Genomic DNA, 22,958 nt, shown 5'->3' on the forward strand with positions numbered 1-22,958 from the left:
CATATCCTCCCATCATGAATAAAATTCAACTTGAGTGAGAATTCCTCATTTCTTGTGTTGAATTTTCAGTTGACGACGTCATGATTTTCCTTCATCTTGCTATCTGGACGTCTAAACGTCTGGATGTAGTAAAACACAACACCACATAATAAAATGCGATTGATGAGGTAAGGGTATGAGCTTTTTTCACGCCAACCAGCGGGAAGCACTAAATCAGAGTCTGGCCGAAGTTGCCGGGCAAATTAACGTTTCCTTTGAGTTTTTCCCGCCGCGCACCAGTGAAATGGAACAAACCCTGTGGAGCTCAATCGACCGTCTTAGCAGCCTGAAACCGAAATTCGTCTCCGTGACTTACGGCGCGAACTCCGGCGAACGCGACCGTACCCACAGCATCATCAAAGGCATTAAAGACCGCACCGGCCTGGAAGCTGCACCACACCTGACGTGTGTCGATGCAACACGTGAAGAACTGCGCACAATCGCGCAGGATTACTGGAATAACGGTATTCGCCATATCGTCGCCCTGCGCGGTGATTTACCACCGGGCGGTGGCAAGCCAGATATGTACGCATCCGATCTGGTGACATTGCTTAAAGACGTGGGCGATTTTGATATCTCCGTCGCCGCGTACCCGGAAGTTCACCCGGAAGCGAAGAGCGCGCAGGCAGATTTGATCAACCTGAAACGTAAAATTGATGCCGGTGCAAACCGCGCCATCACGCAGTTTTTCTTCGATGTGGAAAGCTATCTGCGCTTCCGCGACCGTTGTGCCGCAGCGGGCATTGACGTTGAAATCGTGCCGGGAATTTTGCCCGTCAGTAACTACAAGCAGGCGCATAAATTCGCCACCATGACCAACGTGCGCGTTCCGCACTGGATGGCGCAAATGTTTGAAGGGCTGGATAACGACGCTGAAACTCGCAAAATGGTCGGTGCCAATATCGCGATGGACATGGTGAAAATCCTCAGCCGCGAAGGCGTGAAAGACTTCCATTTCTACACCTTAAACCGTGCTGAAATGAGCTACGCGATTTGCCACACGTTGGGTGTTCGCCCGGCGGTATGATTCAGAAAATGGCCCGCAAGGGCCATAATTTCCCCGCAGTTCAGTCACTTCTCCTTGCAATTATCCCCTTATTTTAAATGGTTATTTAGTAAAATTTACGCCGCTATCAACGTTTCTACACAAAACCTTTGTTACCTTGCTTAAAGACCGGAAGGAAATAACTATCAAATCTGTAGTTTTTTTCATCTATAACTTATCTGCAGAGCTGTATATCCTGGTATTAAAACAGCAAAGGGAGCAGGAAGATGAGCACAAACGAAAACGATCACAATACGTTGTCAGCAGCAGGGAAGTGCCCGTTTCATCACAGCGGAAACGATGAAAGCGCGGGAGCCGGAACAAGCACTCGTGACTGGTGGCCAAAACAACTCCGCGTAGACCTTCTTAATCAGCACTCCAACCGTTCCAACCCTCTTGGCGAAGATTTCGACTACCGCAAAGAATTCAGCAAACTTGATTATTCCGCCCTGAAAGGCGACCTCAAAGCCTTACTCACCGATTCTCAGCCGTGGTGGCCTGCAGACTGGGGAAGCTACGCTGGCCTGTTTATTCGTATGGCCTGGCACGGCGCGGGGACTTATCGTGCAGTCGACGGGCGCGGTGGCGCGGGGCGCGGCCAACAGCGTTTTGCACCTCTGAACTCCTGGCCGGATAACGTGAGCCTCGATAAAGCTCGCCGCCTGTTGTGGCCTATCAAACAAAAATACGGTCAGAAAATCTCCTGGGCCGATCTTTATATACTGGCGGGTAACGTGGCGCTGGAAAACTCCGGCTTCCGTACTTTTGGTTTTGGTGCCGGGCGTGAAGATGTTTGGGAACCCGATCTCGATGTGAACTGGGGCAATGAAAAAGCCTGGCTGGAACACCGTGACCCGGAAGCACTCGCCAAACGTCCATTATCAGCGACCGAAATGGGGCTGATCTACGTGAATCCAGAAGGCCCGAATGCCAGCGGTGAGCCGTTGTCTGCCGCCGCTGCCATTCGCGCCACCTTTGGCAACATGGGGATGAACGACGAAGAGACGGTTGCGCTGATCGCGGGCGGCCATACTTTGGGTAAAACCCACGGTGCAGCAGAAGCGACTCATGTCGGTGTTGACCCGGAAGCTGCGCCAATTGAAGCCCAGGGCTTAGGTTGGGCGAGCGGCCACGGTACTGGTGTCGGCGCTGATGCGATTACTTCCGGCCTGGAAGTGGTCTGGTCACAAACGCCAACGCAATGGAGCAACTATTTCTTCGAGAACCTGTTCAAATTCGAATGGGTACAGACGCGCAGCCCGGCTGGCGCTATTCAGTTTGAAGCGGTAGATGCGCCGGAAATCATTCCTGATCCGTTTGATCCGTCGAAAAAACGCAAGCCAACGATGCTGGTCACCGACCTGACGCTGCGTTTTGACCCGGAATTCGAGAAAATTTCCCGTCGTTTCCTCAATGATCCACAAGCCTTCAACGAAGCCTTTGCTCGCGCATGGTACAAGCTGACTCACCGTGATATGGGGCCGAAATCGCGTTACATCGGGCCGGAAGTGCCAAAAGAAGATCTGATTTGGCAGGATCCGTTACCGAAAGCGCTTTATAAGCCAACGCCAGCCGATATCGATCACCTGAAAGCAGAAATCGCCCATTCTGGCCTTTCTGTCGGTGAACTGGTGTCTGTGGCATGGGCGTCGGCGTCGACCTTCCGTGGTGGTGACAAACGTGGCGGAGCCAACGGCGCGCGCCTGGCGCTGGCACCTCAGCGTAGCTGGGATGTGAATGCGGTTGCGGCTCGCGTTCTTCCAACGCTTGAAGCCATTCAAAAAGCGTCCAACAAAGCTTCTCTGGCCGATATCATTGTGCTGGCAGGCGTGGTGGGTGTTGAGTTGGCAGCAGAAGCGGCTGGAGTGAGCCAACGCTTACCATTTATTCCAGGGCGTGTGGATGCCAGCCAGGATGAAACCGACATCGAGATGTTCAACCTGCTCGAACCGGCAGCGGACGGTTTCCGTAACTATCGTGCTCGTCTGGATGCCTCAACAACCGAGTCATTGCTGATTGATAAAGCGCAGCAACTGACACTGACCGCGCCAGAACTCACCGCGTTGGTGGGTGGTTTGCGTGTGCTGGGTGCGAATTTCGATGGCGGCACACAAGGCGTATTCACCGATCGTCTGGGCGTACTCAGTAACGATTTCTTCGTGAATCTGCTGGATATGCGCACCGAATGGAAAGCCACCGATGCCTCTTTAGAGATGTTTGAAGGCCGCTGCCGCCAGTCCGGGGAAGTGAAATACATCGCGACTCGCGCGGATCTGGTCTTTGGTTCCAACTCGGTACTGCGCGCCCTGGCTGAAGTGTATGCCTGTGGCGATGGCAAAGAGAAGTTTGTGAAAGACTTTGTCGCTGCCTGGGTAAAAGTGATGAATCTGGATCGCTTTGACCTGAACCGTCAGTAATAGATAAGGGTTTTGTAGGGTGGATAAGCCGCAGGCGTCATCCACCGTGAATGCTAATTTTGCCGGATGACGCTATCGATTATCCGATCTACGAAAAACCCTGCTCAGCAGTCTCAAATCCCCGCAAACGCGGGGATTTTTTTATCGGTATTATTCCCACTCTTGCAAGAAACGTTGCCCGTACTGGTCGGCGACCAGCAGTGCCGCGTAAACCTGATTCGGAGTGGCACCGCCCGGCATGTTGTGAATAGTTTCACCTTCCGCACAAGACGCCTGCGCCACGATGCGCATTTTTTCCTGAACATCCTGTTTGATATCCAGTTGCGCCAGAGTTATCGGCAAGCCGACGGAGTGGCAAAGTGCTGCAACCGTTTCAATCTCCTCTACCGGCGCGTTTTCCAGCACCAGTTGCGTCAGCGTACCGAAAGCGACTTTTTCGCCGTGATAGAAATGGTGTGCGTCTGGAATTGCCGTCAGACCGTTATGCACCGCATGGGCTGCGGCCAGACCACCACTTTCAAAGCCGACGCCGCTCAGATAAGTGTTGGCTTCAATCACGCGTTCCAGGGCAGGCGTCACGACATGTAATTCAGCCGCCAGCATCGCTTTTTCGCCTTCTTGCAGCAGCGTGTTGTAGCAAAGTTCGGCCAGCGCAAGCGCCGCCTGAGTACACTTACCGCCCGCCATCGTGGTGGCACCGCTGCGTGAGCAGGCGCGAGCCTCAAACCAGGTTGCCAGCGCATCGCCGATGCCCGCTGCTAACAAACGTGCCGGTGCATTCGCCACGATTTGAGTATCAACAATCACCATATTCGGGTTGTTCGGCAGCATCAGGTAGCGGTCAAACTCGCCTTCGTCGGTATAAATCACGGACAATGCGCTGCACGGTGCATCGGTCGAAGCAATCGTCGGCGCAATGGCAACAGGCACGCCCATAAAATGGGCCAGCGCTTTGGCGGTATCGAGCGTTTTACCGCCGCCAATACCGAGCACTGCGCCGCATCGTGCTTTCTCGGCAACGCCTCGTAAGCGGTCAATTTCATTTTGCGAACATTCGCCGCCAAACGCGACAATTTCCAGCGCCAGTCCAGCATCTTTGAAGCTTTTTTCCAGCGCTGATTCGGCAAACCCTAAGACAAATTTATCCCCGACAACCAGCCAGCGTTCGGCCATAGGTTTGAGATAAACACCCAGACGAGTGATGGCATCAGCGCCCTGAATGTACTTACTCGGTGATTGAATAATGCAGTCCATACTTTATTTCCCTCACAAGTTGATATGACCAAACGCGATAGTCCAGTCTTGCTCAAACTTCTCTATAGCCGACTCTACCGCAGGGGTATTGAGCATTTGTTGCGCTACATCTAAGGGAAGAGTGATCGCTTCGCAGCCTGCTAACAAACAGTCCAGCGCCTGGCGTGGAGTTTTGAAACTGGCGGCCAGCACTTTGCTGGCGGGCGCATGCAGTTCAAGCAGGGTTTGTAATTCCTGAACCATACGAATGCCATCTCCGCCCTGGGCATCGACACGGTTGACGTACGGCGCAACATATTTCGCCCCCGCCAGCGCGGCCAACAATCCTTGAGATGCGCTGTACACGGCGGTGCCAAGCGTCGTGATGCCTTCTTTTTTCAGCAGTTTTATGGCGGCTAAGCCTTCCGCCGTGACCGGGATTTTCACCACAATTCCAGGGATGGTATTGCTCAGCCGTTTGGCTTCATCCACCATTCCCTGGGCATCGCGGCTCATGGTTTGGGCAAACAAAATGCCTTCTGCGCCGATGGCTTTTTGCAATCGCGGCAGCACATCCCAGATGGATTCTTTACTGGCGGCCACAATACTTGGGTTAGTGGTGACCCCGGCGATGGGGAAAATACGCGCCAGGCGCTCTACTTCCGCCACATTGGCGGTATCCAGATACAGTTCCATATTGTGCCCCCTTAAAGTTCTAGTTCGTGTTGCAACAGGCTGGCAATAGCCTCGGCAGAGGTGGCGTTAACCAGTGCGTTGCGGAATTCTTCATGCATGATGCGGCGCGCCAGGCGGGAGAAAATACGCATATGCTGGTCGCCTGCGGCATGCTTATTGAGCGTCAGCATGATGATGAATTGCGCTTCGTCATCGCCCCATTTAACGGGCGCGGGTAGCCGTGCCACGCTAATAGTCGATTGTTCGATATGTTCTGATTTGCTGTGTGGAATGGCGAAACTGAAACCCAGCCCCGTAGAGAACACGGCTTCCCGCGCCCACAAATCTGCTTCCAGCTTACGGGGATAACGGCAGCGTCCGGCGAGCAGCAGGTTATCGGTCATCCCTTTAATCACTTCTTCTTTGCTGCGCCAGTCATTTTCAAGCGAGATACATTGCGTCGTGATAAGCGGCGCATCCTGCTGCGTCATGCGGAACTGGGCCAGCAAATGTTCGACTTCCAGAGAAGTCCGGCAAGCCATCGCCTGATTGAGTAACTGGCGGCAGGCACGGCTGTCGAGCTGCGCCAGGCGTGCTTTTGTTGCTGGAATGGACGGCGCGCTCATACTGATTTCATCCAACCCTAAACCGACCATTAGCGGCAGAACCGAGCCTTTCGCCCCCAATTCACCGCATAGACCAATCCATTTCCCCTGACGATGTACGGCTTGCACCGCGAAATCCAGCGCACGCAGGAAAGCGGGGTTCAGGCTGTTGTAATGGCGAGTGACCTTCGCATTATCACGGTCAACCGCCAGCAGATACTGCGTTAAGTCGTTGCTGCCAATGCTAAAGAAATCAATCTCTTCACAGCACTGGTCGATGATAAACATCACTGATGGCACTTCCAGCATGATGCCCAACGGGATTTTTTCATCAAAGGGGATATGTTCACTGCGTAACGATTGTTTCACTTCCGCGAGTTGATCTTTCACCCACAAGATTTCTTCCATTGATGAGATCATCGGGATCATGATTTTCAACGATCCGTGCGCGGAGGCGCGCAAAATGGATCGTAACTGGCTGTGGAAAAGGGCCAGATATTCCTGATAAATACGCACGGCGCGGTAGCCCAGGAACGGGTTGTTCTCCGCTGGAATATTCAGGTAATCCACCGGTTTATCACCGCCGATATCAATGGTGCGCACAATTATGCTGCGCCCGTTTGCCCCTTCCAGCGCCTGGCAATAAATGTTGTAAAGCTCATCTTCGGACGGCGCATGAGCGCGGTCCATGTAAAGCATTTCAGTACGGAAGAGGCCAACAGCCTCCGCGCCGTTATTAAAGGCCGGGGCCGATTCAACACAATGGGCAATGTTTGCGGCGACTTCGAGACGAATGCCATCGGCTGTGCGGCCCGGTTGATCCAGCCAGACCTTTTGCTGATTGCGAACCCGTTGCTGCACGTAAGCTTCTTGCTGGTAATAGCGTTTTACCGGCTCGTTGAGATTTACGACGACAACGCCAAGATCGCCGTCAATCTGCACGGTTTGTTGTAGCCACGGGGAAAGTGCGTCGATATCCACGCCAACGAGCGTGGGAATATTGAATGAACGAGCCAGAATGACCGTGTGGGAAGTGGTTCCGCCGCTTCGTAGCAGCAACCCTTTGAGCAAGGTTTTATCCAGCTCCAGAAACTGACTCGGGGTGATTTCATCCGCCAGACAAATCGCGGCGTGCTGGAGTTTGCCAGGCGTTGGGAAGCGAGTTTCACCATAAATATGTTGCAGCAACTGGAAGCAAACATCCCGAACATCCAGTACCCGTTCTTGCAGATAAACGCTTTCCGACTGGGCAAACTGCGCGCAAAAATGCGCTGCTGTTTTCACTATCGCCGCCGCACAACTCATTCCGGCGTGAATGTGTTCCAACAGCAAAGTGCGCAATGAACTATCACTCGCCAGCGAGCGATGCGCCTCAAGAATGGTGCTTGCCGTTCCGTCATTCGCCAGCAGCTGTAACTTGATGGTTTTCAGTAACCTATCCAGGCCATTTTCTAGAGCCGCTTGTTCCTCATCAATGCTTCTCCCCGCAGGTAATTCACCCAGTTTATTTAAATCGAGGGAGGCCAGTTTAATCAGCGAACCGCTGGCGCTTCCACCACAAACGGGATTAGCACGGAACAGGCTGGGTTGCAGGCGTGAAAGGGATTCTGGAATGGGGGCAATTTCGCTGCTTTGTGCTTCCGGTAGTGGGGCATCGCAGTGAGGAAACTCGTCTTGCATGAACGCTGAAAGTCTCGCGAACGCGCTTTCTGCATCATTCCCGGCGATGAGTAACTGGCAGTCATCCCCTTTAAGCGTGCCTGTTCCGATTAGCGACAGGGCACTTTTCGCATCTCCCCGACGCTCGGTACGCAGGTTATGCCATTCAATTGTCGAGGAAAACTGATTGCACAGTGTTTCAACCAGACTGGCTGGACGAGCATGTACCCCATTAGGTAAGTCGCAGCGGAAATTTATAACCAGTGCCATAGGTGTTCTCCCGAACCCACTCAAACAATGGCTACAGAATAAGAGGCCTGCGACATCAGCCGCCACGAGACAAAACTGTTAAAAACTGGACAAATGTATTGTCTGTGGTTATTTGCGAGATATCTCACAAAACGTGAAAAAGCAAGTAATGAAACCAGTAATGCTAACTTTTGAGGCGGATCGCATTTCCCTTCATGTATTACAAAAATCCAGTAAATGGCGTTTTTGTCCACTGTCTGCCGCCGCCTGGATTGCCTATTGTGTCCACAATATTTTGGACATGCGCCGCTAAGGCCGGGAGTGCTTTATGAAAGAGTTGGTCCAGATCCTCAAAAATACGCGACAGCATTTAATGACCGGTGTGTCGCATATGATTCCTTTCGTGGTGGCCGGCGGTATTTTGCTGGCTGTGTCCGTCATGTTGTATGGCAAAGGTGCGGTGCCTGATGCACTCACCGATCCCAATCTGAAAAAACTGTTTGATATCGGCGTGGCAGGTTTAACGCTGATGGTGCCTTTCCTTGCCGCTTACATCGGCTATTCCATCGCTGAGCGCTCTGCACTTGCCCCTTGTGCGATTGGTGCATGGGTGGGGAACAGCTTCGGTGCGGGTTTCTTTGGCGCGATTATCGCCGGGATCATCGGGGGCATTGTTGTCTTCTATATCAAGAAAATCCCGGTGCCAAAAATTCTGCGCTCGGTGATGCCTATTTTCATCATTCCTATCGTCGGCACCTTTATTACTGCGGGCATCATGATGTGGGGGTTGGGCGAGCCAGTCGGCGCGCTGACCAGCAGCCTGACTCAGTGGCTGCAAGGGATGCAGCAAGGCAGCATCGTTGTTCTGGCCGTGATTATGGGGCTGATGTTGGCGTTTGATATGGGCGGCCCGGTCAACAAAGTGGCCTATGCCTTTATGCTGATCTGCGTCGCACAAGGCGTGTATACCGTGGTGGCTATAGCCGCGGTCGCCATTGCAGTTCCGCCATTAGGGCTTGGCCTCGCCACATTAATGAACCGCAAAAACTTCAATGGTGAAGAACGTGAGGCGGGCAAAGCGGCATTAGTGATGGGCTGCGTGGGCGTTACCGAAGGCGCCATTCCCTTTGCCGCTGCCGACCCGTTGCGCGTTATCCCTTCAATTATGCTTGGCTCGGCTTGCGGTGCAGTCACTGCGGCTCTACTCGGCGCGCAATGCTACGCAGGTTGGGGCGGCTTGATTGTGTTACCGGTCGTCGAAGGCAAATTAGGTTTTGTCGTGGCATTGCTGGTGGGGGCGGTGGTGACGGCGGTATGCGTCAATTTACTCAAATCGTATGCCCGTAAAAAACAAGTCGATGCGCCAGCGAAAGCTGAAGAAGACCTGGATCTGGATTTTGAAATTAACTGATTGAGATAAAAGGATATTAACCATGACTAAAATTATTGCTGTTACCGCTTGTCCGTCAGGTGTTGCTCATACTTACATGGCGGCAGAAGCGCTGGAGAGCGCAGCTAAAGCCAAAGGCTGGGAAGTAAAAGTAGAAACCCAGGGTTCGATTGGTCTTGAAAACGAGCTGACGGCTCAGGATGTGGAAAGTGCCGACATGGTGATTTTAACCAAAGATATCGGAATCAAAATGGAAGAGCGCTTTGCCGGGAAAACCATCGTGCGCGTCAACATCAGCGACGCAGTAAAACGTGCTGATGCCATCATGCGCAAAATTGAAGCCCATCTGGCGCAAACCGCCTGAGCCTTTGAATGACCAGTAAGGAGCGCACCATGACTCAACGTATCGAACGCCTGAAATCCGCATTGTTTGCCCAACCGCGAGAAATTTCGCTGGAGCGCGCAGTGTTGTATACCGCCAGTCACCGCACCACAGAAGGTGAACATGTGCTGTTACGTCGTGCAAAAGCCACGGCATACATTCTGGACAACGTACACATTGCGATTCGAGATGATGAGTTGATCGCGGGGAACCGTACCGTGAAACCGCGAGCCGGAATTATGTCTCCGGAAATGGACCCTTACTGGTTGCTCAAAGAGTTGGAACAATTCCCAACGCGCCCGCAAGACCGATTCGAAATGAGCGAGCAGGATAAAACGCTCTACCGCGAGCAGCTTTACCCCTACTGGGAAAAGCGTTCGATGAAAGACTTCATCAACAACCAAATGACGGATGAAGTTAAGGCGGCGGTAAAGACGCAAATCTTTAGCGTCAACCAAACCGACAAGGGGCAAGGGCACATCATTATTGATTACCCGCGCCTGCTGCAAAACAGCCTGGGTAAGCTGGTGGCGGAATTGCGTGAACATTGCCAGCAAGCGCCAGATAACCACTTTTACCAGGCCGCGTTGATTTTGCTGGAGGCTTCACAACGGCATATTTTGCGCTATGCCGCGTTGGCGGAAGAGATGGCGACTCAATGTCCTGAAGCATCACGCCGCGACGAGCTACTGAAAATCGCCGAGATATCACGCCATAACGCAGAACATCAGCCGCAAGACTTTTGGCAAGCCTGCCAGTTGTTCTGGTACATGAACATTATTCTCCAGTACGAATCGAATGCCAGTTCGCTGTCTTTGGGGCGCTTCGATCAATATATGCTGCCGTTTTATCAGGCGTCATTGAATCGCGGTGAAAGCCCTGAATTCCTGCGCGAGCTGCTGGAATCGTTGTGGGTGAAATGCAACGACATCGTTCTACTGCGTTCAACCAGCAGTGCTCGTTATTTTGCTGGCTTCCCAACGGGCTACACCATTTTGCTGGGCGGCCTGACAGAAAACGGGCGCAGTGCGGTAAACATCCTTTCGTTCCTGTGCCTTGATGCCTACCAGAGTATTCAGTTGCCGCAGCCCAATCTGGGCGTGCGAGTAAACGAACTGATTGACCGCCCCTTCTTGCTCAAGACCGCCGAAACTGTGCGTCTGGGGACGGGGATTCCGCAAATATTTAACGACGAAGTGGTCGTTCCCGCATTCTTAAACCGGGGTGTTTCCCTGGAAGATGCGCGTGACTATGCCGTTGTGGGCTGCGTTGAGCTTTCTATCCCTGGGCGAACCTACGGGCTGCATGACATCGCCATGTTTAACCTTTTGAAGGTGATGGAAATTGTCCTGCTGGAAAACGAAGGCAATGGCGGTCTGGATTACGAAAACCTGTTGCAGCAAATTCGCGACAAAATCTGCCACTACATCAAGCTGATGGTGGAAGGAAGCAACATTTGCGATATCGGCCACCGCGACTGGGCACCGGTTCCGCTGCTTTCGTCGTTTATTGAAGATTGCCTGGCTAACGGCAAAGACATTACCGAGGGCGGTGCACGGTACAACTTCTCAGGTGTTCAGGGGATTGGTATCGCCAACCTTAGCGACTCTTTGCATGCCCTGAACGGCATGGTGTTTGAGCAACAACGGCTAAGTTTTGACGAGCTCTTGCATGTGTTAAAGGCAAACTTTGCGACGCCAGAAGGGGCGCAAATCCGCGCACGGTTAATCAATCGTTTTGAGAAATACGGCAATGATATCGACGAGGTCGACAACATTAGTGCCGATTTACTGCGCTTCTACTGCAAAGAAGTGGAGAAATATGCCAATCCACGCGGCGGCTATTTTACTCCGGGTTCTTATACGGTTTCCGCGCATGTGCCATTAGGTGCAGTCGTTGGCGCGACACCTGACGGGCGCTATGCGGGCGAACAACTGGCGGATGGTGGGCTGTCGCCCATGCTGGGCCAGGACTGCCAGGGGCCAACGGCGGTGCTGAAATCGGTCAGTAAACTGGATAACTATTTGCTGTCCAATGGCACGTTGCTGAACGTGAAATTTACGCCGAGTACGCTGGAAGGTGAGGCGGGGCTGCATAAACTGGCCGATTTCCTCGGTGCGTTTACTAAGCTCAAATTGCAGCATATCCAGTTCAATGTAGTGAATGCCGAAACGCTGCGTGACGCGCAAACTCGCCCGCAGGATTATGCCGGGCTTGTGGTGCGTGTTGCAGGATACAGCGCATTCTTTGTTGAGCTGTCGAAGGAGATCCAGGATGACATTATCCGCCGTACAGCGCATCAGCTGTGAGGTTCTCGAAGGTGACGAGCTAAAAGCGCGAATTTTTAATATTCAGCGCTACTCCCTGAATGATGGTCATGGCATCAGGACGGTCGTTTTTTTTAAAGGCTGCCCGCACCACTGCCCGTGGTGCGCAAACCCGGAGTCACTCTCCGGGAAGATTGAAACCGTGCGGCGCTTGTCTAAGTGTCTGCACTGCCCAACCTGCCAGAACGATGCCGATGAATGCCCGTCCGGCGCGATGGAAAGAATTGGCCGCGATTATTCTCTGGCTGAACTGGAAACAGAGGTGCTCAAAGATGACGTTTTCTTCCGGTCATCAAAAGGTGGCGTAACGCTTTCTGGCGGTGAAGTGCTGATGCAGGCAGCTTTTGCGACGCGTTTTCTGAAACGCCTGAAACTGTTAGGGATTCATACCGCGATTGAAACCGCTGGCGATGCTGCGCCTGAGAAAGTGCTCGCGCTGGCGCAACAATGCAATGAAGTGCTTTTTGACGTGAAGATCATGGACGCTGAAATAGCGAAAGCTGAGCTGAATATCAATCAGCCCAGAGTTCTGGCCAATCTTAAAATGCTGGTAGAGGCGGGCATTCATGTCATTCCTCGCGTGCCACTGATTCCGGGTTATACCCTTGAGCGGCGCAATATGGAGGAAATTCTGCAATTCCTCGCGCCGTTAAAACTCAGCGAAATTCATCTGCTGCCTTTCCACCAGTACGGTGAGCCTAAATATTCATTGATTGGCCGGGCGTGGAAAATGCAGGATGTGTTGGTTCCTGATGAGTCGGAAATAAATCCACTACGGATAATGGCTGAGAATGCGGGCTATCGTGTGACAATTGGCGGCTAGTTTTCATTGAGGATGGCTGAGATGACTCGACATTTAGTTGCAGTAACGGCATGTGTTAGCGGCGTCGCCCACACCTATATGGCAGCCGAACGGCTCGAAAAACTCTGCCAGCAAGAAAAGTGGACAGTTAAAATCGAAACGCAGGGTGCGCTGGGAATTGAAAATGGACTGACGCAAACGGATATTGAGCAAGCTGATGTGGTGTTGCTGATTACCGATATTGAGTTGGCGGGGGCGGCGCGTTTTGATCACTGCCGATGTGTGCAGTCGGGTATTAATGCCTTTTTGCGTGAGCCTCAAAAGGCGATGTCAGCGGTGCGTCGTATTTTTGGCACTCCGCAGGACACTCGCATCATTCTCAATTAACTGATTTTTCCGTTAGCTGGCTGTGATACTGGCGTCGATATTCTGACGGCGATCTCTCGGTGTTCTTCCTGAATAACCGGCAAAAATAGTTACTGTCGACAAAACCGCAGGCATGAGCCACTTCTTTAACCTTCAAGTCGTAGCGTTTAAGCAACGTTTTGGCGTGTTCCAGGCGGGTGTGGTTGAGATATTCGTTAAATCCCACGGCACCGGTTTTCTGAAACAGGTGTGAGAGATAGTTGGGGGATATGTAAAAGGCCTGAGCGACGGATTCCCGGGTTAGCTGTTCTGCATATTTCTCATCAATGTATTCACGCACGGCTTCGAAAAGTGCCTGGCTGCGCGAAGCGGTCTGGATTTGGCTGCCAAGCAAATCGGTACAGTGGCTCAAAATACTGCTGACGATAAACCGTGCGGTTTGCTGTTCATGAGGTTGCATCACCAGTTCATTCAACGCCTGAAGCAGAAACGAGCCAATTCGTGGCCCACGTCGGGCGACGTTCTGTTTCCCCAACGTTTTAAACGTCGAGCCATCCCAATGCAGCACACTAAATCCAAGCTGCTGTTTGCCAAATAAAATACTGAGCGTGGTGACAGGCGAATTCCACTGCGGGTTGTTCCAGCATTTTGCCGGAATATAAAGCACGTCGTGTTGCTCAAGCCTCGCGGGCATTCCTGCATCGCAGGCATCCATTAATACGCCGTCTAACACCACTTCGAGACGCGGGAAATCCACCTGATAAGCCAGTTCCGATGGAGCCGTCTGGTTATCGGCGAACCAGATGTGTTGAATGCCTGAAGGGCTATTTAGCAGGCGAGAAAGAATTTGGCTCACATCGTAATTCATAAGGCCCCGCAGTGGGTCAGGAAGGATGAGGCATGGTGCCATATTGATGCGCTTATTCGTATGAGCAGAAACAAAAAACCCCGCTTGCGCAGGGTTTTGATACGGTATGTTTTCGGTTTTAACCTGTGTTACGCATACCCGCAGCAACACCAGCAATAGTCACCATCAGCGCTTGTTCAACCTGCGCGTCTGGCTCTTCGCCTTTCTCTTCAGACTGGCGCGAACGGTGCAGCAATTCGGCCTGCAGTACGTTCAGCGGATCGGTGTAGATATTACGCAACTGAATAGATTCGGCGATCCATGGCAGGTCTGCCATCAGATGTGAATCGTTGGCGATATCCAGAACCACTTTGATATCAGCTTCCAGTTGGTCGCGCAGTTGCGTACCTAGCGCCCACAGTTCTGGTTTCACCAGGCGCTGATCGTAGTATTCCGCCAGCCACAGGTCAGCTTTCGCAAATACCATTTCCAGCATGCCCAGGCGCGTGGAGAAGAATGGCCAGTCGCGGCACATGGTTTCCAGTACGTCTTGTTTGCCGTCTTCTACCACTTTTTGCAGCGCGGCACCGGCACCCAGCCAGGCTGGCAGCATCAGGCGGTTTTGCGTCCAGGCGAAGATCCACGGAATTGCACGCAGAGACTCAACGCCACCGTTAGGCTTACGTTTGGCCGGGCGTGAACCCAACGGCAGTTTGCCCAGTTCCAGTTCCGGTGTTGCCGAACGGAAATACGGCACGAAGTCTTTGTTTTCGCGAATATATCCACGGTACATATCACAAGAGGTGACAGACAAATCCTCCATGATAAGTTTCCACTCTTTCTTCGGTTCTGGCGGCGGCAGCAGGTTAGCTTCAAGAATCGCACTGGTGTAGAGCGACAGGCTGCTGATGGTGATTTCTGGCAGACCGTATTTAAAGCGGATCATTTCGCCTTGCTCGGTCACACGCAGGCCACCTTTCAGGCTGCCTGGCGGTTGAGAAAGCAGTGCAGCGTGCGCTGGCGCACCGCCACGACCGATAGAACCACCGCGTCCGTGGAACAGCGTCAGAGTAATTCCGGCTTTCTCACAGGTTTTGATCAGCGCATCTTGCGCCTGATACTGCGCCCAGGAGGCCGCCATTACGCCTGCATCTTTTGCGGAGTCAGAATAGCCAATCATGACCATCTGTTTGCCCTGAATAAAGCCGCGATACCAGTCGATATTCAGCAACTGAGTCATTACATCGTCGGCGTTGTTCAGGTCGTCGAGAGTTTCAAACAGCGGTGCAACTGGCAGCGCGAAGGTGCAACCGGCTTCTTTCAGCAACAGGTGAACAGCCAGCACGTCAGACGGTGTTTTCGCCATAGAAATCACGTAAGCGGCGATGGAACCACGCGGAGCTTCGGCAACCACTTTGCAGGTTTCCAGCACTTCACGCGTGTCGTCGCTTGGCTCCCACTGGCGCGGCAGAAGCGGGCGTTTAGAGTTCAGTTCACGAATCAGGAAGGCTTGTTTGTCTGCTTCCGACCAGCTTTCGTAATCGCCAATGCCCAGGTAGCGGGTCATTTCGCCCAGCGCTTCGGTATGGCGGGTACTTTCCTGGCGTACATCAATACGAACCAGTGGAACGCCAAAGCTCTTCACACGGCGCAGGGTATCAAGCAGTTGTCCGTTGGCGATAATGCCCATGCCACAAGCTTGCAGCGACTGGTAACACGCATAAAGCGGGTCCCAAAGCTGTTCGTTTTGCGTTAGCAAACCGTCTGGTTTTGGCAGGCGTTGGCCTTTCAGGCGCGCTTCCAGCCAGGCTTGAGTCGACAGCAACTGCTGGCGAATGCCTTTCATGATGCAGCGATACGGTTCTTGTGCGGCGTCTGGGCCAGCCAGTTCGCTCAGTTCCGGAGTGCATTCCACCATGGAAAGCTCGGAAATCAGCACCTGAATATCGCGCAGGAACAGGTCAGTGGCTTTCCAACGGCTAAGCAGAAGAACGTGGCGAGTAATATCAGCCGTAACGTTCGGGTTGCCGTCGCGGTCACCGCCCATCCATGAAGTGAAACGCACCGGCACAAAATCGACCGGCAGTTTGTAATTCAGGTTGTCTTCAAGTTGTTCGTTCAGCTCACGCAGGTAGTTTGGAACCCCTTCCCACAGGCTGTTTTCTACCACCGCAAAACCCCATTTTGCTTCATCTACAGGGGAAGGGCGGTGTTTACGAATTTCATCGGTGTGCCACGCCTGGGCGACCAGCTGGCGCAAACGGCGCATAATCTGGTTACGCTCGTAATCGGCAATGTCGCTGTGGTCGAGCTGCTTCAGGCAGCTATTTACTTCAACCAGTTTGTGAATCAGGGTGCGACGGGTAATTTCGGTCGGGTGTGCGGTCAGCACTAATTCTAATGACAAAGATTCAACAGCATCACGAATGGCATCTTCACTAAGGTCCGGCTGATTTTTTAATTTTTGGAGTGTCTTAGCGATAACTTCTGGATTGCTGGCGGCTTCGCCATTGGCGGAAATGCTGTGATATTGCTCGGCGGTGTTGGCCAGGTTCAGGAATTGGCTGAATGCACGGGCTACAGGGAGTAGTTCGTCGTTAGATAGGTTCTGCAATGTGGTTAGCAGCTCCTGACGATTAGCTTCATTGCCAGCCCGGGAGGACTTGGACAATTTGCGGATTGTTTCTACGCGGTCAAGAATGTTTTCACCTAACGCATCCTTGATGGTATCCCCGAGCAACTTGCCGAGCATACTGACATTACTTCGCAAAGCGGAATACTGTTCGTTCATATGACCCCAGACACCCTATCCAATCTAATATGTAATTTAATTTCACCCGTGAAGGTTCAACACCGTCTTTATAAAGCCACGTAAGTCTGATTTCGTCAATTGCTACGAAATCGTTTCAGCAAACGAATAAATTGCGCTAATTCATGAAATTTAATTACTAACTTCGTAGATAAGCGTTTCTTATGAGGATCCGCTAAAAAGTAGCTTAAAAAGGGGGCAAAACCCCCATACACGCTATTTTTCAATGCCAGCAAAAATGATGCACGACCTGCGTAATCAGTTTGCGAGTTGGCTCGATAAAACGTGTTTCGATGTATTCATCCGGCTGGTGCGCCTGGTTGATGGAACCCGGCCCCAGTACCAATGTCGGGCAAAGAGTCTGAATAAATGGCGCTTCGGTGCAGTAGTTCACCACTTCCGTTTGTGCGCCGAGTAATTTCTCAACCACTTGCACCAGCTGATGATCTTTGGCGCATTCATAGCCCGGAATAGGCGGATGCAGTTCAGAAATCGTCAGGCGGCCAGGCCATTTTTGGCTCACCGGTTCCAGCGCTTCGTTAAGCAAACCGTTCAAATCATTTAACGTCAGCCCTGGCAGCGGGCGAATATCCATATGCAATTCGCAGCAGGCACAAATACGGTTGGCGGCATCGCCACCGCTAATGTGGCCGAGGTTCAGCGTCGGATACGGCACGGTAAACGCATCGTGGTGATAGCGCTCTTTCAGGGTGTTTTTCAGCGACATAATATGGCCGATGGCATCGTGCATCAGCTCAATCGCATTCACGCCGCGCGCGGGATCGCTGGAATGCCCGGACTGCCCAAGAATACGAATCGCATTGGAAATGTGGCCTTTATGAGCACGCACCGGCTGCAAGGAGGTCGGTTCGCCGATAATCGCGCAATCCGGGCGCAGGCTGGTGGTTTCTGAAAAATAACGCGCGCCTGCCATTGTCGTTTCTTCATCAGCCGTCGCCAGAATATAGAGCGGCTTTTTAAGCTGGGTGACATCCACATCGCGCAACGCGTCGAGAATAAACGCAAAGAAGCCTTTCATATCGGCGGTGCCGAGGCCGTAAAGCTTGTTTTCGTGTTCGGTCAGAGTGAACGGGTCGCGCGTCCAGCGGCCATCGTCAAACGGAACCGTATCGGTATGACCCGCCAACAATAAACCGCCAGCGCCGCTGCCGGTGCTCGCCAGCATATTGAATTTATTGCGCGTACCCGGCACGGGTTGGATTTCGACATTAAATCCAAGATCGCGGAACCATCCTGCCAGTAAATTGATTAAAGACTCATTGCTCTGATCCAACGCACTGTCGGTGGCGCTGATAGATGGAGTCGCGATCAAAGCGCGGTAAATCTCGATAAAAGGAGGTAATTTCATCTTCACTGTTGACAGGCCTTAGCTCGGGTTGGTATACATAATCATGCAGTTATATTGAATAAAAATACAATATTAACTGCCGTAAGGGAACCCCAGGTTCCGGTGGATTTAACCACGTAAATGTACGTTGGGTGATGGCTTACCAGCTGGCACCTTTAGCAGACACAACCTAAGAAGGTGTACAGCCGAGATGTTGAATACGCTGATTGTTGGTGCCAGCGGTTATGCAGGCGCAGAACTTGTGACCTATTTGAATCGCCATCCTCATATGAACATAACCGCTTTGACGGTTTCAGCGCAAAGTAATGACGCAGGAAAGTTGATATCTGATTTGCATCCGCAACTCAAAGGTATCGTCGATCTGCCATTACAGCCAATGTCAGATATCAGCGAATTTACTGACGGCGTAGACGTGGTGTTCCTCGCCACGGCCCATGAAGTGAGTCATGACCTGGCCCCGCAATTTCTGGCGAAAGGCTGTGTCGTCATCGATCTTTCCGGTGCCTTCCGCGTTAACGATGCTAAGTTTTATCAACTCTATTATGGCTTTACGCATCAGCATCCTGAACTGCTCGAGCAAGCCGTTTATGGCCTGGCGGAATGGGAAAGCGACAAACTGAAAGAAACCAGTTTGATTTCCGTTCCTGGCTGCTACCCAACGGCTTCACAACTGGCGTTAAAACCGCTGATTGAAGCGGGTCTGCTGGATTTGAACCAGTGGCCGGTGATCAACGCGACCAGCGGCGTGAGCGGAGCAGGGCGTAAGGCGGCGATTTCTAACAGTTTCTGCGAAGTCAGCCTGCAACCGTATGGCATTTTTAATCATCGCCATCATCCAGAAATCGTGACGCACCTCGGTACGCCAGTCATTTTCACTCCGCATCTGGGTAACTTCCCGCGTGGGATTCTGGCGACCATTACTTGCCGCCTGAAAGAAGGCGTGACGCAGCAGCAAGTTGCGGATGCTTTCAACGAGGCATATCAAGATAAACCATTAGTGCGCCTGTACGACAAAGGCGTGCCAGCATTGAAAAATGTGGTTGGCCTGCCGTTCTGCGATATCGGCTTTGCCGTGCAGGGCGAGCATGTGATTGTCGTCGCCACCGAAGACAATTTGCTGAAAGGCGCATCGGCTCAGGCCGTGCAGTGCCTGAATATTCGTTTTGGCTTTGCCGAAACGCAGTCTCTTATTTAATTAACGCCGGGTGACATGATGAATCCATTAATTATCAAATTAGGCGGCGTGCTGCTGGATAGCGAAGAAGCGCTGGAGCGTTTGTTTACCGCGCTGGTCAACTACCGCGAATCCCATCAACGCCCGCTGGTGATTGTGCACGGCGGCGGCTGCCTGGTAGACGAGCTAATGAAAAAACTCTCTCTGCCGGTGACCAAGAAAAACGGCCTGCGTGTGACGCCTGCCGACCAGATTGACATTATTACCGGTGCGTTGGCGGGAACGGCGAACAAAACCTTGTTGGCGTGGGCGAAAAAGCATGGCATCAATGGTGTCGGTCTTTGCCTCGGCGATGGCGACAGCGTCACCGTGACCAAACTCGACGAAGAGTTGGGCCATGTAGGCCTGGCGAAACCGGGTTCCGCTAAGCTGATTACCACTCTTTTGGATTCAGGTTTCCTGCCGATTGTCAGCTCTATTGGCGTGACTGCGGAAGGCGAGTTGATGAACGTGAATGCCGACCAGGCCGCAACAGCGCTGGCGGCAACACTGGGCGCAGACCTGATTCTGCTGTCAGACGTTAGCGGTATTCTGGATGGCAAAGGTCAACGTATTGCAGAAATGACGGCGGCGAAAGCCGAGCAGTTAATCGCTCAGGGCATTATTACCGACGGCATGATAGTGAAAGTTAACGCGGCGCTGGATGCAGCACGCACGCTGGGTCGCCCGGTGGATATCGCATCCTGGCGTCACGCGGAACAGCTTCCCTCTTTGTTTAACGGCGTCGCCATCGGCACCCGTATTCTGGCCTAGTTTAAAATTAAGTTTTTGAAGGATAAGACAATGCAAAATCACGGAATCAAAAAAATCGTTCTCGCATACTCTGGCGGCCTGGATACTTCTGCCATCATTCCATGGTTGAAAGAAAACTACGGCGGCTGTGAAGTGGTCGCGTGTGTGGTGGATATCGGCCAGGATCGTGAAGACTTGCAAGGCGTTGAGCAAAAAGCCCTGCGCTCTGGCGCAACTGAATGCTACGTCGTTGATGCGCGTGAAGAATTCATCAGCGATTACGTTTATCCGGTTCTGCAAACTGGCGCACTGTACGAAGGCACTTATCTGCTGGGCACTTCAATGGCGCGTCCGTTGATCGCCAAAGCGCTGGTGGATGTGGCAAACAAAGTGGGCGCAGATGCGCTGTGCCACGGTGCGACCGGCAAAGGCAACGACCAGGTGCGTTTCGAGTCCGCATGGGCGGCATTGGCTCCACATTTGAAAGTGGTTGCGCCATGGCGTGAGTGGAACCTGCGTTCCCGTGAAGCGCTGTTGGATTACCTGAAAGAGCGTGACATCCCGACTACCGCTTCCCTTGAGAAAATTTACAGCCGTGACGAAAACGCATGGCACATCTCGACCGAAGGCGGCGTGCTGGAAAGCCCATGGAATGCACCGAATAAAGATTGCTGGGTCTGGACTGTTGATCCTAAAGAAGCGCCAGATCAGGCAGAAGAAGTGACGGTTACGGTTAAAAAAGGCAAAGTTGTTGCCGTTAATGGCGAAACCATGAGCCCATTCCAGTGCCTGGAAACGCTGAACAAAATCGGTTCTAAGCATGGCATTGGCCGTATCGATATTGTTGAAAACCGCCTGGTTGGGATCAAATCCCGCGGCTGCTACGAAACCCCAGGAGGCACCATCATGATGGCGGCACTGCGTGGTGTTGAGCAGTTGGTTCTGGACCGCGATAGCTTCAAATGGCGTGAGCAGTTGGGCCTGGAAATGTCTTACGTGGTTTACGATGGCCGTTGGTTCGCACCGCTGCGTAAATCGCTGCAGGCGTCTGCGGAATCACTGGCAGAAGAAGTTAACGGCGAAGTGGTGCTGGAGCTGTATAAAGGCCACGTCACCGCGAAGCAGAAAAAATCTCCGAACAGCCTGTATAGCGAAGAGTTCGCAACGTTTGGCGAAGACGAAGTGTATGACCACAGCCACGCGGGCGGCTTTATTCGTCTGTTCTCGTTGTCATCACGTATTCGCGCACTCAATGAATTGAAGAAGTAATTTTTTAATTAATAGCCCTCACCCTAACCCTCTCCCCCAGGAGAGGGGACTTTCTTTTCTCCCTGTTCTGGGGGGCAGGGTGAGGGGGTACAAGACGATAATTTAATGGAGCATCACTATGGCACTTTGGGGTGGACGTTTTACTCAGGCAGCAGACCAACGTTTCAAATCGTTCAATGATTCATTGCGCTTTGATTACCGACTGGCTGAGCAAGACATTGTGGGTTCTGTCGCCTGGTCCAAAGCGCTGGTTACGGTGGGTGTTCTGACTGTTGCTGAGCAGCAGGAACTCGAGCAGGCACTGAATTTCCTGCTGGAAGAAGTGCAGGCCAATCCGCAAGCGATCCTTGAAAGCGATGCGGAAGATATTCACAGCTGGGTGGAAGGTAAGCTCATCGATAAAGTCGGTGCGCTGGGTAAGAAACTCCACACTGGCCGTAGCCGTAATGACCAGGTCGCCACCGACCTTAAACTGTGGTGCAAAATACAAATCAGCGAATTGCTGGGGGCGACTCGCCAACTGCAACAGGCGCTGGTGGAAACCGCAGAAAACAATCAAGACGCAGTGATGCCGGGCTATACGCATTTGCAACGCGCGCAGCCAGTGACTTTTGCACACTGGTGCCTGGCGTATGTTGAGATGCTGGCGCGTGATGAAAGCCGTTTGCAGAGTACGCTTGAGCGCCTCGACGTTAGCCCGTTGGGCAGCGGCGCTTTAGCGGGAACAGCATATGAAATCGACCGTGAGCAACTGGCTGGCTGGTTAGGCTTTGCTTCGGCGACCCGTAACAGCCTGGACAGTGTTTCCGATCGTGACCACGTACTGGAACTGCTTTCTAATGCTTCCATCGGTATGGTTCACCTGTCGCGTTTCGCTGAAGATCTGATTTTCTTTAATACTGGCGAAGCCGGTTTTGTTGAACTGTCTGACCGTGTGACTTCTGGCTCTTCGCTGATGCCGCAGAAGAAAAACCCGGATGCGCTGGAGCTAATTCGCGGTAAATGTGGCCGTGTACAAGGCGCGTTGACTGGCATGATGATGACGCTGAAAGGTTTGCCGCTCGCTTACAACAAAGATATGCAGGAAGACAAAGAAGGCCTTTTCGATGCGCTCGATACCTGGTTGGATTGCCTGCATATGTCCGTGCTGGTGCTCGATGGTATTCAGGTGAAACGCCCGCGTTGTAAAGAAGCGGCTGAGCAAGGTTATGCTAATGCAACCGAGCTGGCGGATTATCTGGTCGCCAAAGGCGTGCCGTTCCGTGAAGCGCACCATATTGTGGGCGAAGCGGTGGTCGAAGCTATTCGTCAGGGCAAAGCGCTGGAAGCATTACCGCTGGCCGATTTGCAGAAATTCAGCGCCACGATTGGTGATGATGTTTACCCGATTTTGTCGCTGCAATCTTGCCTGGATAAGCGTTCAGCCAAAGGCGGCGTCTCTCCTCAGCAGGTTGCACAGGCGATTACCGACGCGCAACAACGGCTGGTCTAAATAGCTGCAAAACAAGA

17 protein-coding genes are annotated in these 22,958 nt (G+C 52.5%); 11 read left to right on the forward strand and 6 right to left on the reverse strand.

The window, feature by feature from the left end; translation table 11 throughout:
- The first annotated feature begins 175 nt into the window (after positions 1–175).
- Positions 176–1,066 (forward strand): methylenetetrahydrofolate reductase, encoded by an 891-nt coding sequence (gene metF, locus D6029_RS21665; RefSeq protein ID WP_120066742.1) that lies wholly within the window; start codon positions 176–178, stop codon positions 1,064–1,066.
- Positions 1,067–1,311: 245 nt separating this feature from the next.
- On the forward strand, positions 1,312–3,501 hold the full coding sequence (katG, locus tag D6029_RS21670) for a catalase/peroxidase HPI (RefSeq protein WP_120066743.1): 2,190 nt from the start codon (positions 1,312–1,314) through the stop codon (positions 3,499–3,501).
- 150 nt (positions 3,502–3,651) lie between these two features.
- On the opposite strand, the gene gldA is transcribed toward katG, so the two are convergent.
- Genes gldA through ptsP form a run of 3 tightly spaced genes read right to left on the reverse strand, consistent with a single transcriptional unit; the run spans position 3,652 to position 7,943 of the window.
- The gene (gene gldA / locus D6029_RS21675; RefSeq protein ID WP_120066744.1) at positions 3,652–4,755 is read right to left on the reverse strand and encodes a bifunctional L-1,2-propanediol dehydrogenase/glycerol dehydrogenase; all 1,104 of its coding nucleotides are present in this window, start codon (positions 4,753–4,755) and stop codon (positions 3,652–3,654) included.
- A gap of 12 nt (positions 4,756–4,767) precedes the next feature.
- Positions 4,768–5,430, reverse strand: coding sequence for a fructose-6-phosphate aldolase (gene fsa, locus D6029_RS21680; protein WP_120066745.1), 663 nt, complete (start codon positions 5,428–5,430; stop codon positions 4,768–4,770).
- An 11-nt stretch (positions 5,431–5,441) separates the two neighbouring features.
- The gene (ptsP, locus tag D6029_RS21685; RefSeq protein ID WP_120066746.1) at positions 5,442–7,943 is read right to left on the reverse strand and encodes a phosphoenolpyruvate--protein phosphotransferase; all 2,502 of its coding nucleotides are present in this window, start codon (positions 7,941–7,943) and stop codon (positions 5,442–5,444) included.
- Between the two features lie 307 nt (positions 7,944–8,250).
- Between ptsP and D6029_RS21690 the strand changes: the two genes are divergently transcribed.
- The 5 genes from D6029_RS21690 to D6029_RS21710 are packed head-to-tail and all read left to right on the forward strand — an operon-like array spanning position 8,251 to position 13,210.
- Entirely contained in the window at positions 8,251–9,333 is a 1,083-nt protein-coding gene (locus D6029_RS21690; RefSeq protein ID WP_120066747.1) for a PTS fructose transporter subunit EIIC, read from the forward strand.
- Positions 9,334–9,355: 22 nt separating this feature from the next.
- On the forward strand, positions 9,356–9,676 hold the full coding sequence (locus tag D6029_RS21695; protein ID WP_120066748.1) for a PTS fructose-like transporter subunit IIB: 321 nt from the start codon (positions 9,356–9,358) through the stop codon (positions 9,674–9,676).
- Between the two features lie 29 nt (positions 9,677–9,705).
- Positions 9,706–12,003: a formate C-acetyltransferase gene (locus D6029_RS21700; RefSeq protein WP_120066749.1), complete on the forward strand. Its 2,298-nt coding sequence runs from the start codon at positions 9,706–9,708 to the stop codon at positions 12,001–12,003.
- Entirely contained in the window at positions 11,969–12,844 is an 876-nt protein-coding gene (locus D6029_RS21705) for a [formate-C-acetyltransferase]-activating enzyme (RefSeq protein WP_120066750.1), read from the forward strand. The genes D6029_RS21700 and D6029_RS21705 overlap by 35 nt, the downstream gene beginning before the upstream one ends.
- 12 nt (positions 12,845–12,856) lie before the next feature.
- On the forward strand, positions 12,857–13,210 hold the full coding sequence (locus tag D6029_RS21710; protein WP_120066751.1) for a PTS fructose-like transporter subunit IIB: 354 nt from the start codon (positions 12,857–12,859) through the stop codon (positions 13,208–13,210).
- On the opposite strand, the gene D6029_RS21715 is transcribed toward D6029_RS21710, so the two are convergent.
- The 3 genes from D6029_RS21715 to argE form a co-directional block, all read right to left on the reverse strand.
- The gene (locus D6029_RS21715; protein WP_120066752.1) at positions 13,203–14,057 is read right to left on the reverse strand and encodes an AraC family transcriptional regulator; all 855 of its coding nucleotides are present in this window, start codon (positions 14,055–14,057) and stop codon (positions 13,203–13,205) included. The genes D6029_RS21710 and D6029_RS21715 overlap by 8 nt on opposite strands.
- 118 nt (positions 14,058–14,175) lie before the next feature.
- Positions 14,176–16,827 carry a phosphoenolpyruvate carboxylase gene (ppc, locus tag D6029_RS21720; RefSeq protein WP_120066753.1) on the reverse strand — a complete coding sequence of 884 codons (2,652 nt, stop codon included), beginning with the start codon at positions 16,825–16,827 and terminating at the stop codon, positions 14,176–14,178.
- A 241-nt stretch (positions 16,828–17,068) separates the two neighbouring features.
- Positions 17,069–18,220: an acetylornithine deacetylase gene (gene argE / locus D6029_RS21725; RefSeq protein WP_120066754.1), complete on the reverse strand. Its 1,152-nt coding sequence runs from the start codon at positions 18,218–18,220 to the stop codon at positions 17,069–17,071.
- Between the two features lie 184 nt (positions 18,221–18,404).
- Between argE and argC the strand changes: the two genes are divergently transcribed.
- The 4 genes from argC to argH all read left to right on the forward strand — a co-directional run bounded on the left by argC (position 18,405) and on the right by argH (position 22,941).
- On the forward strand, positions 18,405–19,409 hold the full coding sequence (gene argC / locus D6029_RS21730) for an N-acetyl-gamma-glutamyl-phosphate reductase (RefSeq protein WP_120066755.1): 1,005 nt from the start codon (positions 18,405–18,407) through the stop codon (positions 19,407–19,409).
- A 15-nt stretch (positions 19,410–19,424) separates the two neighbouring features.
- Positions 19,425–20,201, forward strand: a complete 777-nt coding sequence (gene argB, locus D6029_RS21735; RefSeq protein ID WP_120066756.1) for an acetylglutamate kinase — start codon at positions 19,425–19,427, stop codon at positions 20,199–20,201.
- A 30-nt stretch (positions 20,202–20,231) separates the two neighbouring features.
- Complete coding sequence (locus D6029_RS21740) at positions 20,232–21,449, forward strand: argininosuccinate synthase (protein ID WP_120066757.1); 1,218 nt, start codon at positions 20,232–20,234, stop codon at positions 21,447–21,449.
- A gap of 118 nt (positions 21,450–21,567) precedes the next feature.
- Entirely contained in the window at positions 21,568–22,941 is a 1,374-nt protein-coding gene (argH, locus tag D6029_RS21745) for an argininosuccinate lyase (RefSeq protein WP_120066758.1), read from the forward strand.
- Positions 22,942–22,958 lie beyond the last annotated feature (17 nt).

Source organism: Buttiauxella izardii (assembly GCF_003601925.1).
Classification (GTDB): Bacteria; Pseudomonadota; Gammaproteobacteria; order Enterobacterales; family Enterobacteriaceae; genus Buttiauxella; species Buttiauxella izardii.

Excerpts from the sequence above, each read along its gene's own strand:
- metF (WP_120066742.1), top strand. The coding sequence starts at position 176 with ATGAGCTTTTTTCACGCCAACCAGCGGGAAGCACTAAATCAGAGTCTG.
- katG (WP_120066743.1), top strand. The coding sequence starts at position 1,312 with ATGAGCACAAACGAAAACGATCACAATACGTTGTCAGCAGCAGGGAAG.
- gldA (WP_120066744.1), bottom strand. The coding sequence starts at position 4,755 with ATGGACTGCATTATTCAATCACCGAGTAAGTACATTCAGGGCGCTGAT.
- fsa (WP_120066745.1), bottom strand. The coding sequence starts at position 5,430 with ATGGAACTGTATCTGGATACCGCCAATGTGGCGGAAGTAGAGCGCCTG.
- ptsP (WP_120066746.1), bottom strand. The coding sequence starts at position 7,943 with ATGGCACTGGTTATAAATTTCCGCTGCGACTTACCTAATGGGGTACAT.
- D6029_RS21690 (WP_120066747.1), top strand. The coding sequence starts at position 8,251 with ATGAAAGAGTTGGTCCAGATCCTCAAAAATACGCGACAGCATTTAATG.
- D6029_RS21695 (WP_120066748.1), top strand. The coding sequence starts at position 9,356 with ATGACTAAAATTATTGCTGTTACCGCTTGTCCGTCAGGTGTTGCTCAT.
- D6029_RS21700 (WP_120066749.1), top strand. The coding sequence starts at position 9,706 with ATGACTCAACGTATCGAACGCCTGAAATCCGCATTGTTTGCCCAACCG.
- D6029_RS21705 (WP_120066750.1), top strand. The coding sequence starts at position 11,969 with ATGACATTATCCGCCGTACAGCGCATCAGCTGTGAGGTTCTCGAAGGT.
- D6029_RS21710 (WP_120066751.1), top strand. The coding sequence starts at position 12,857 with ATGGCTGAGATGACTCGACATTTAGTTGCAGTAACGGCATGTGTTAGC.
- D6029_RS21715 (WP_120066752.1), bottom strand. The coding sequence starts at position 14,057 with ATGAATTACGATGTGAGCCAAATTCTTTCTCGCCTGCTAAATAGCCCT.
- ppc (WP_120066753.1), bottom strand. The coding sequence starts at position 16,827 with ATGAACGAACAGTATTCCGCTTTGCGAAGTAATGTCAGTATGCTCGGC.
- argC (WP_120066755.1), top strand. The coding sequence starts at position 18,405 with ATGTTGAATACGCTGATTGTTGGTGCCAGCGGTTATGCAGGCGCAGAA.
- argB (WP_120066756.1), top strand. The coding sequence starts at position 19,425 with ATGATGAATCCATTAATTATCAAATTAGGCGGCGTGCTGCTGGATAGC.
- D6029_RS21740 (WP_120066757.1), top strand. The coding sequence starts at position 20,232 with ATGCAAAATCACGGAATCAAAAAAATCGTTCTCGCATACTCTGGCGGC.
- argH (WP_120066758.1), top strand. The coding sequence starts at position 21,568 with ATGGCACTTTGGGGTGGACGTTTTACTCAGGCAGCAGACCAACGTTTC.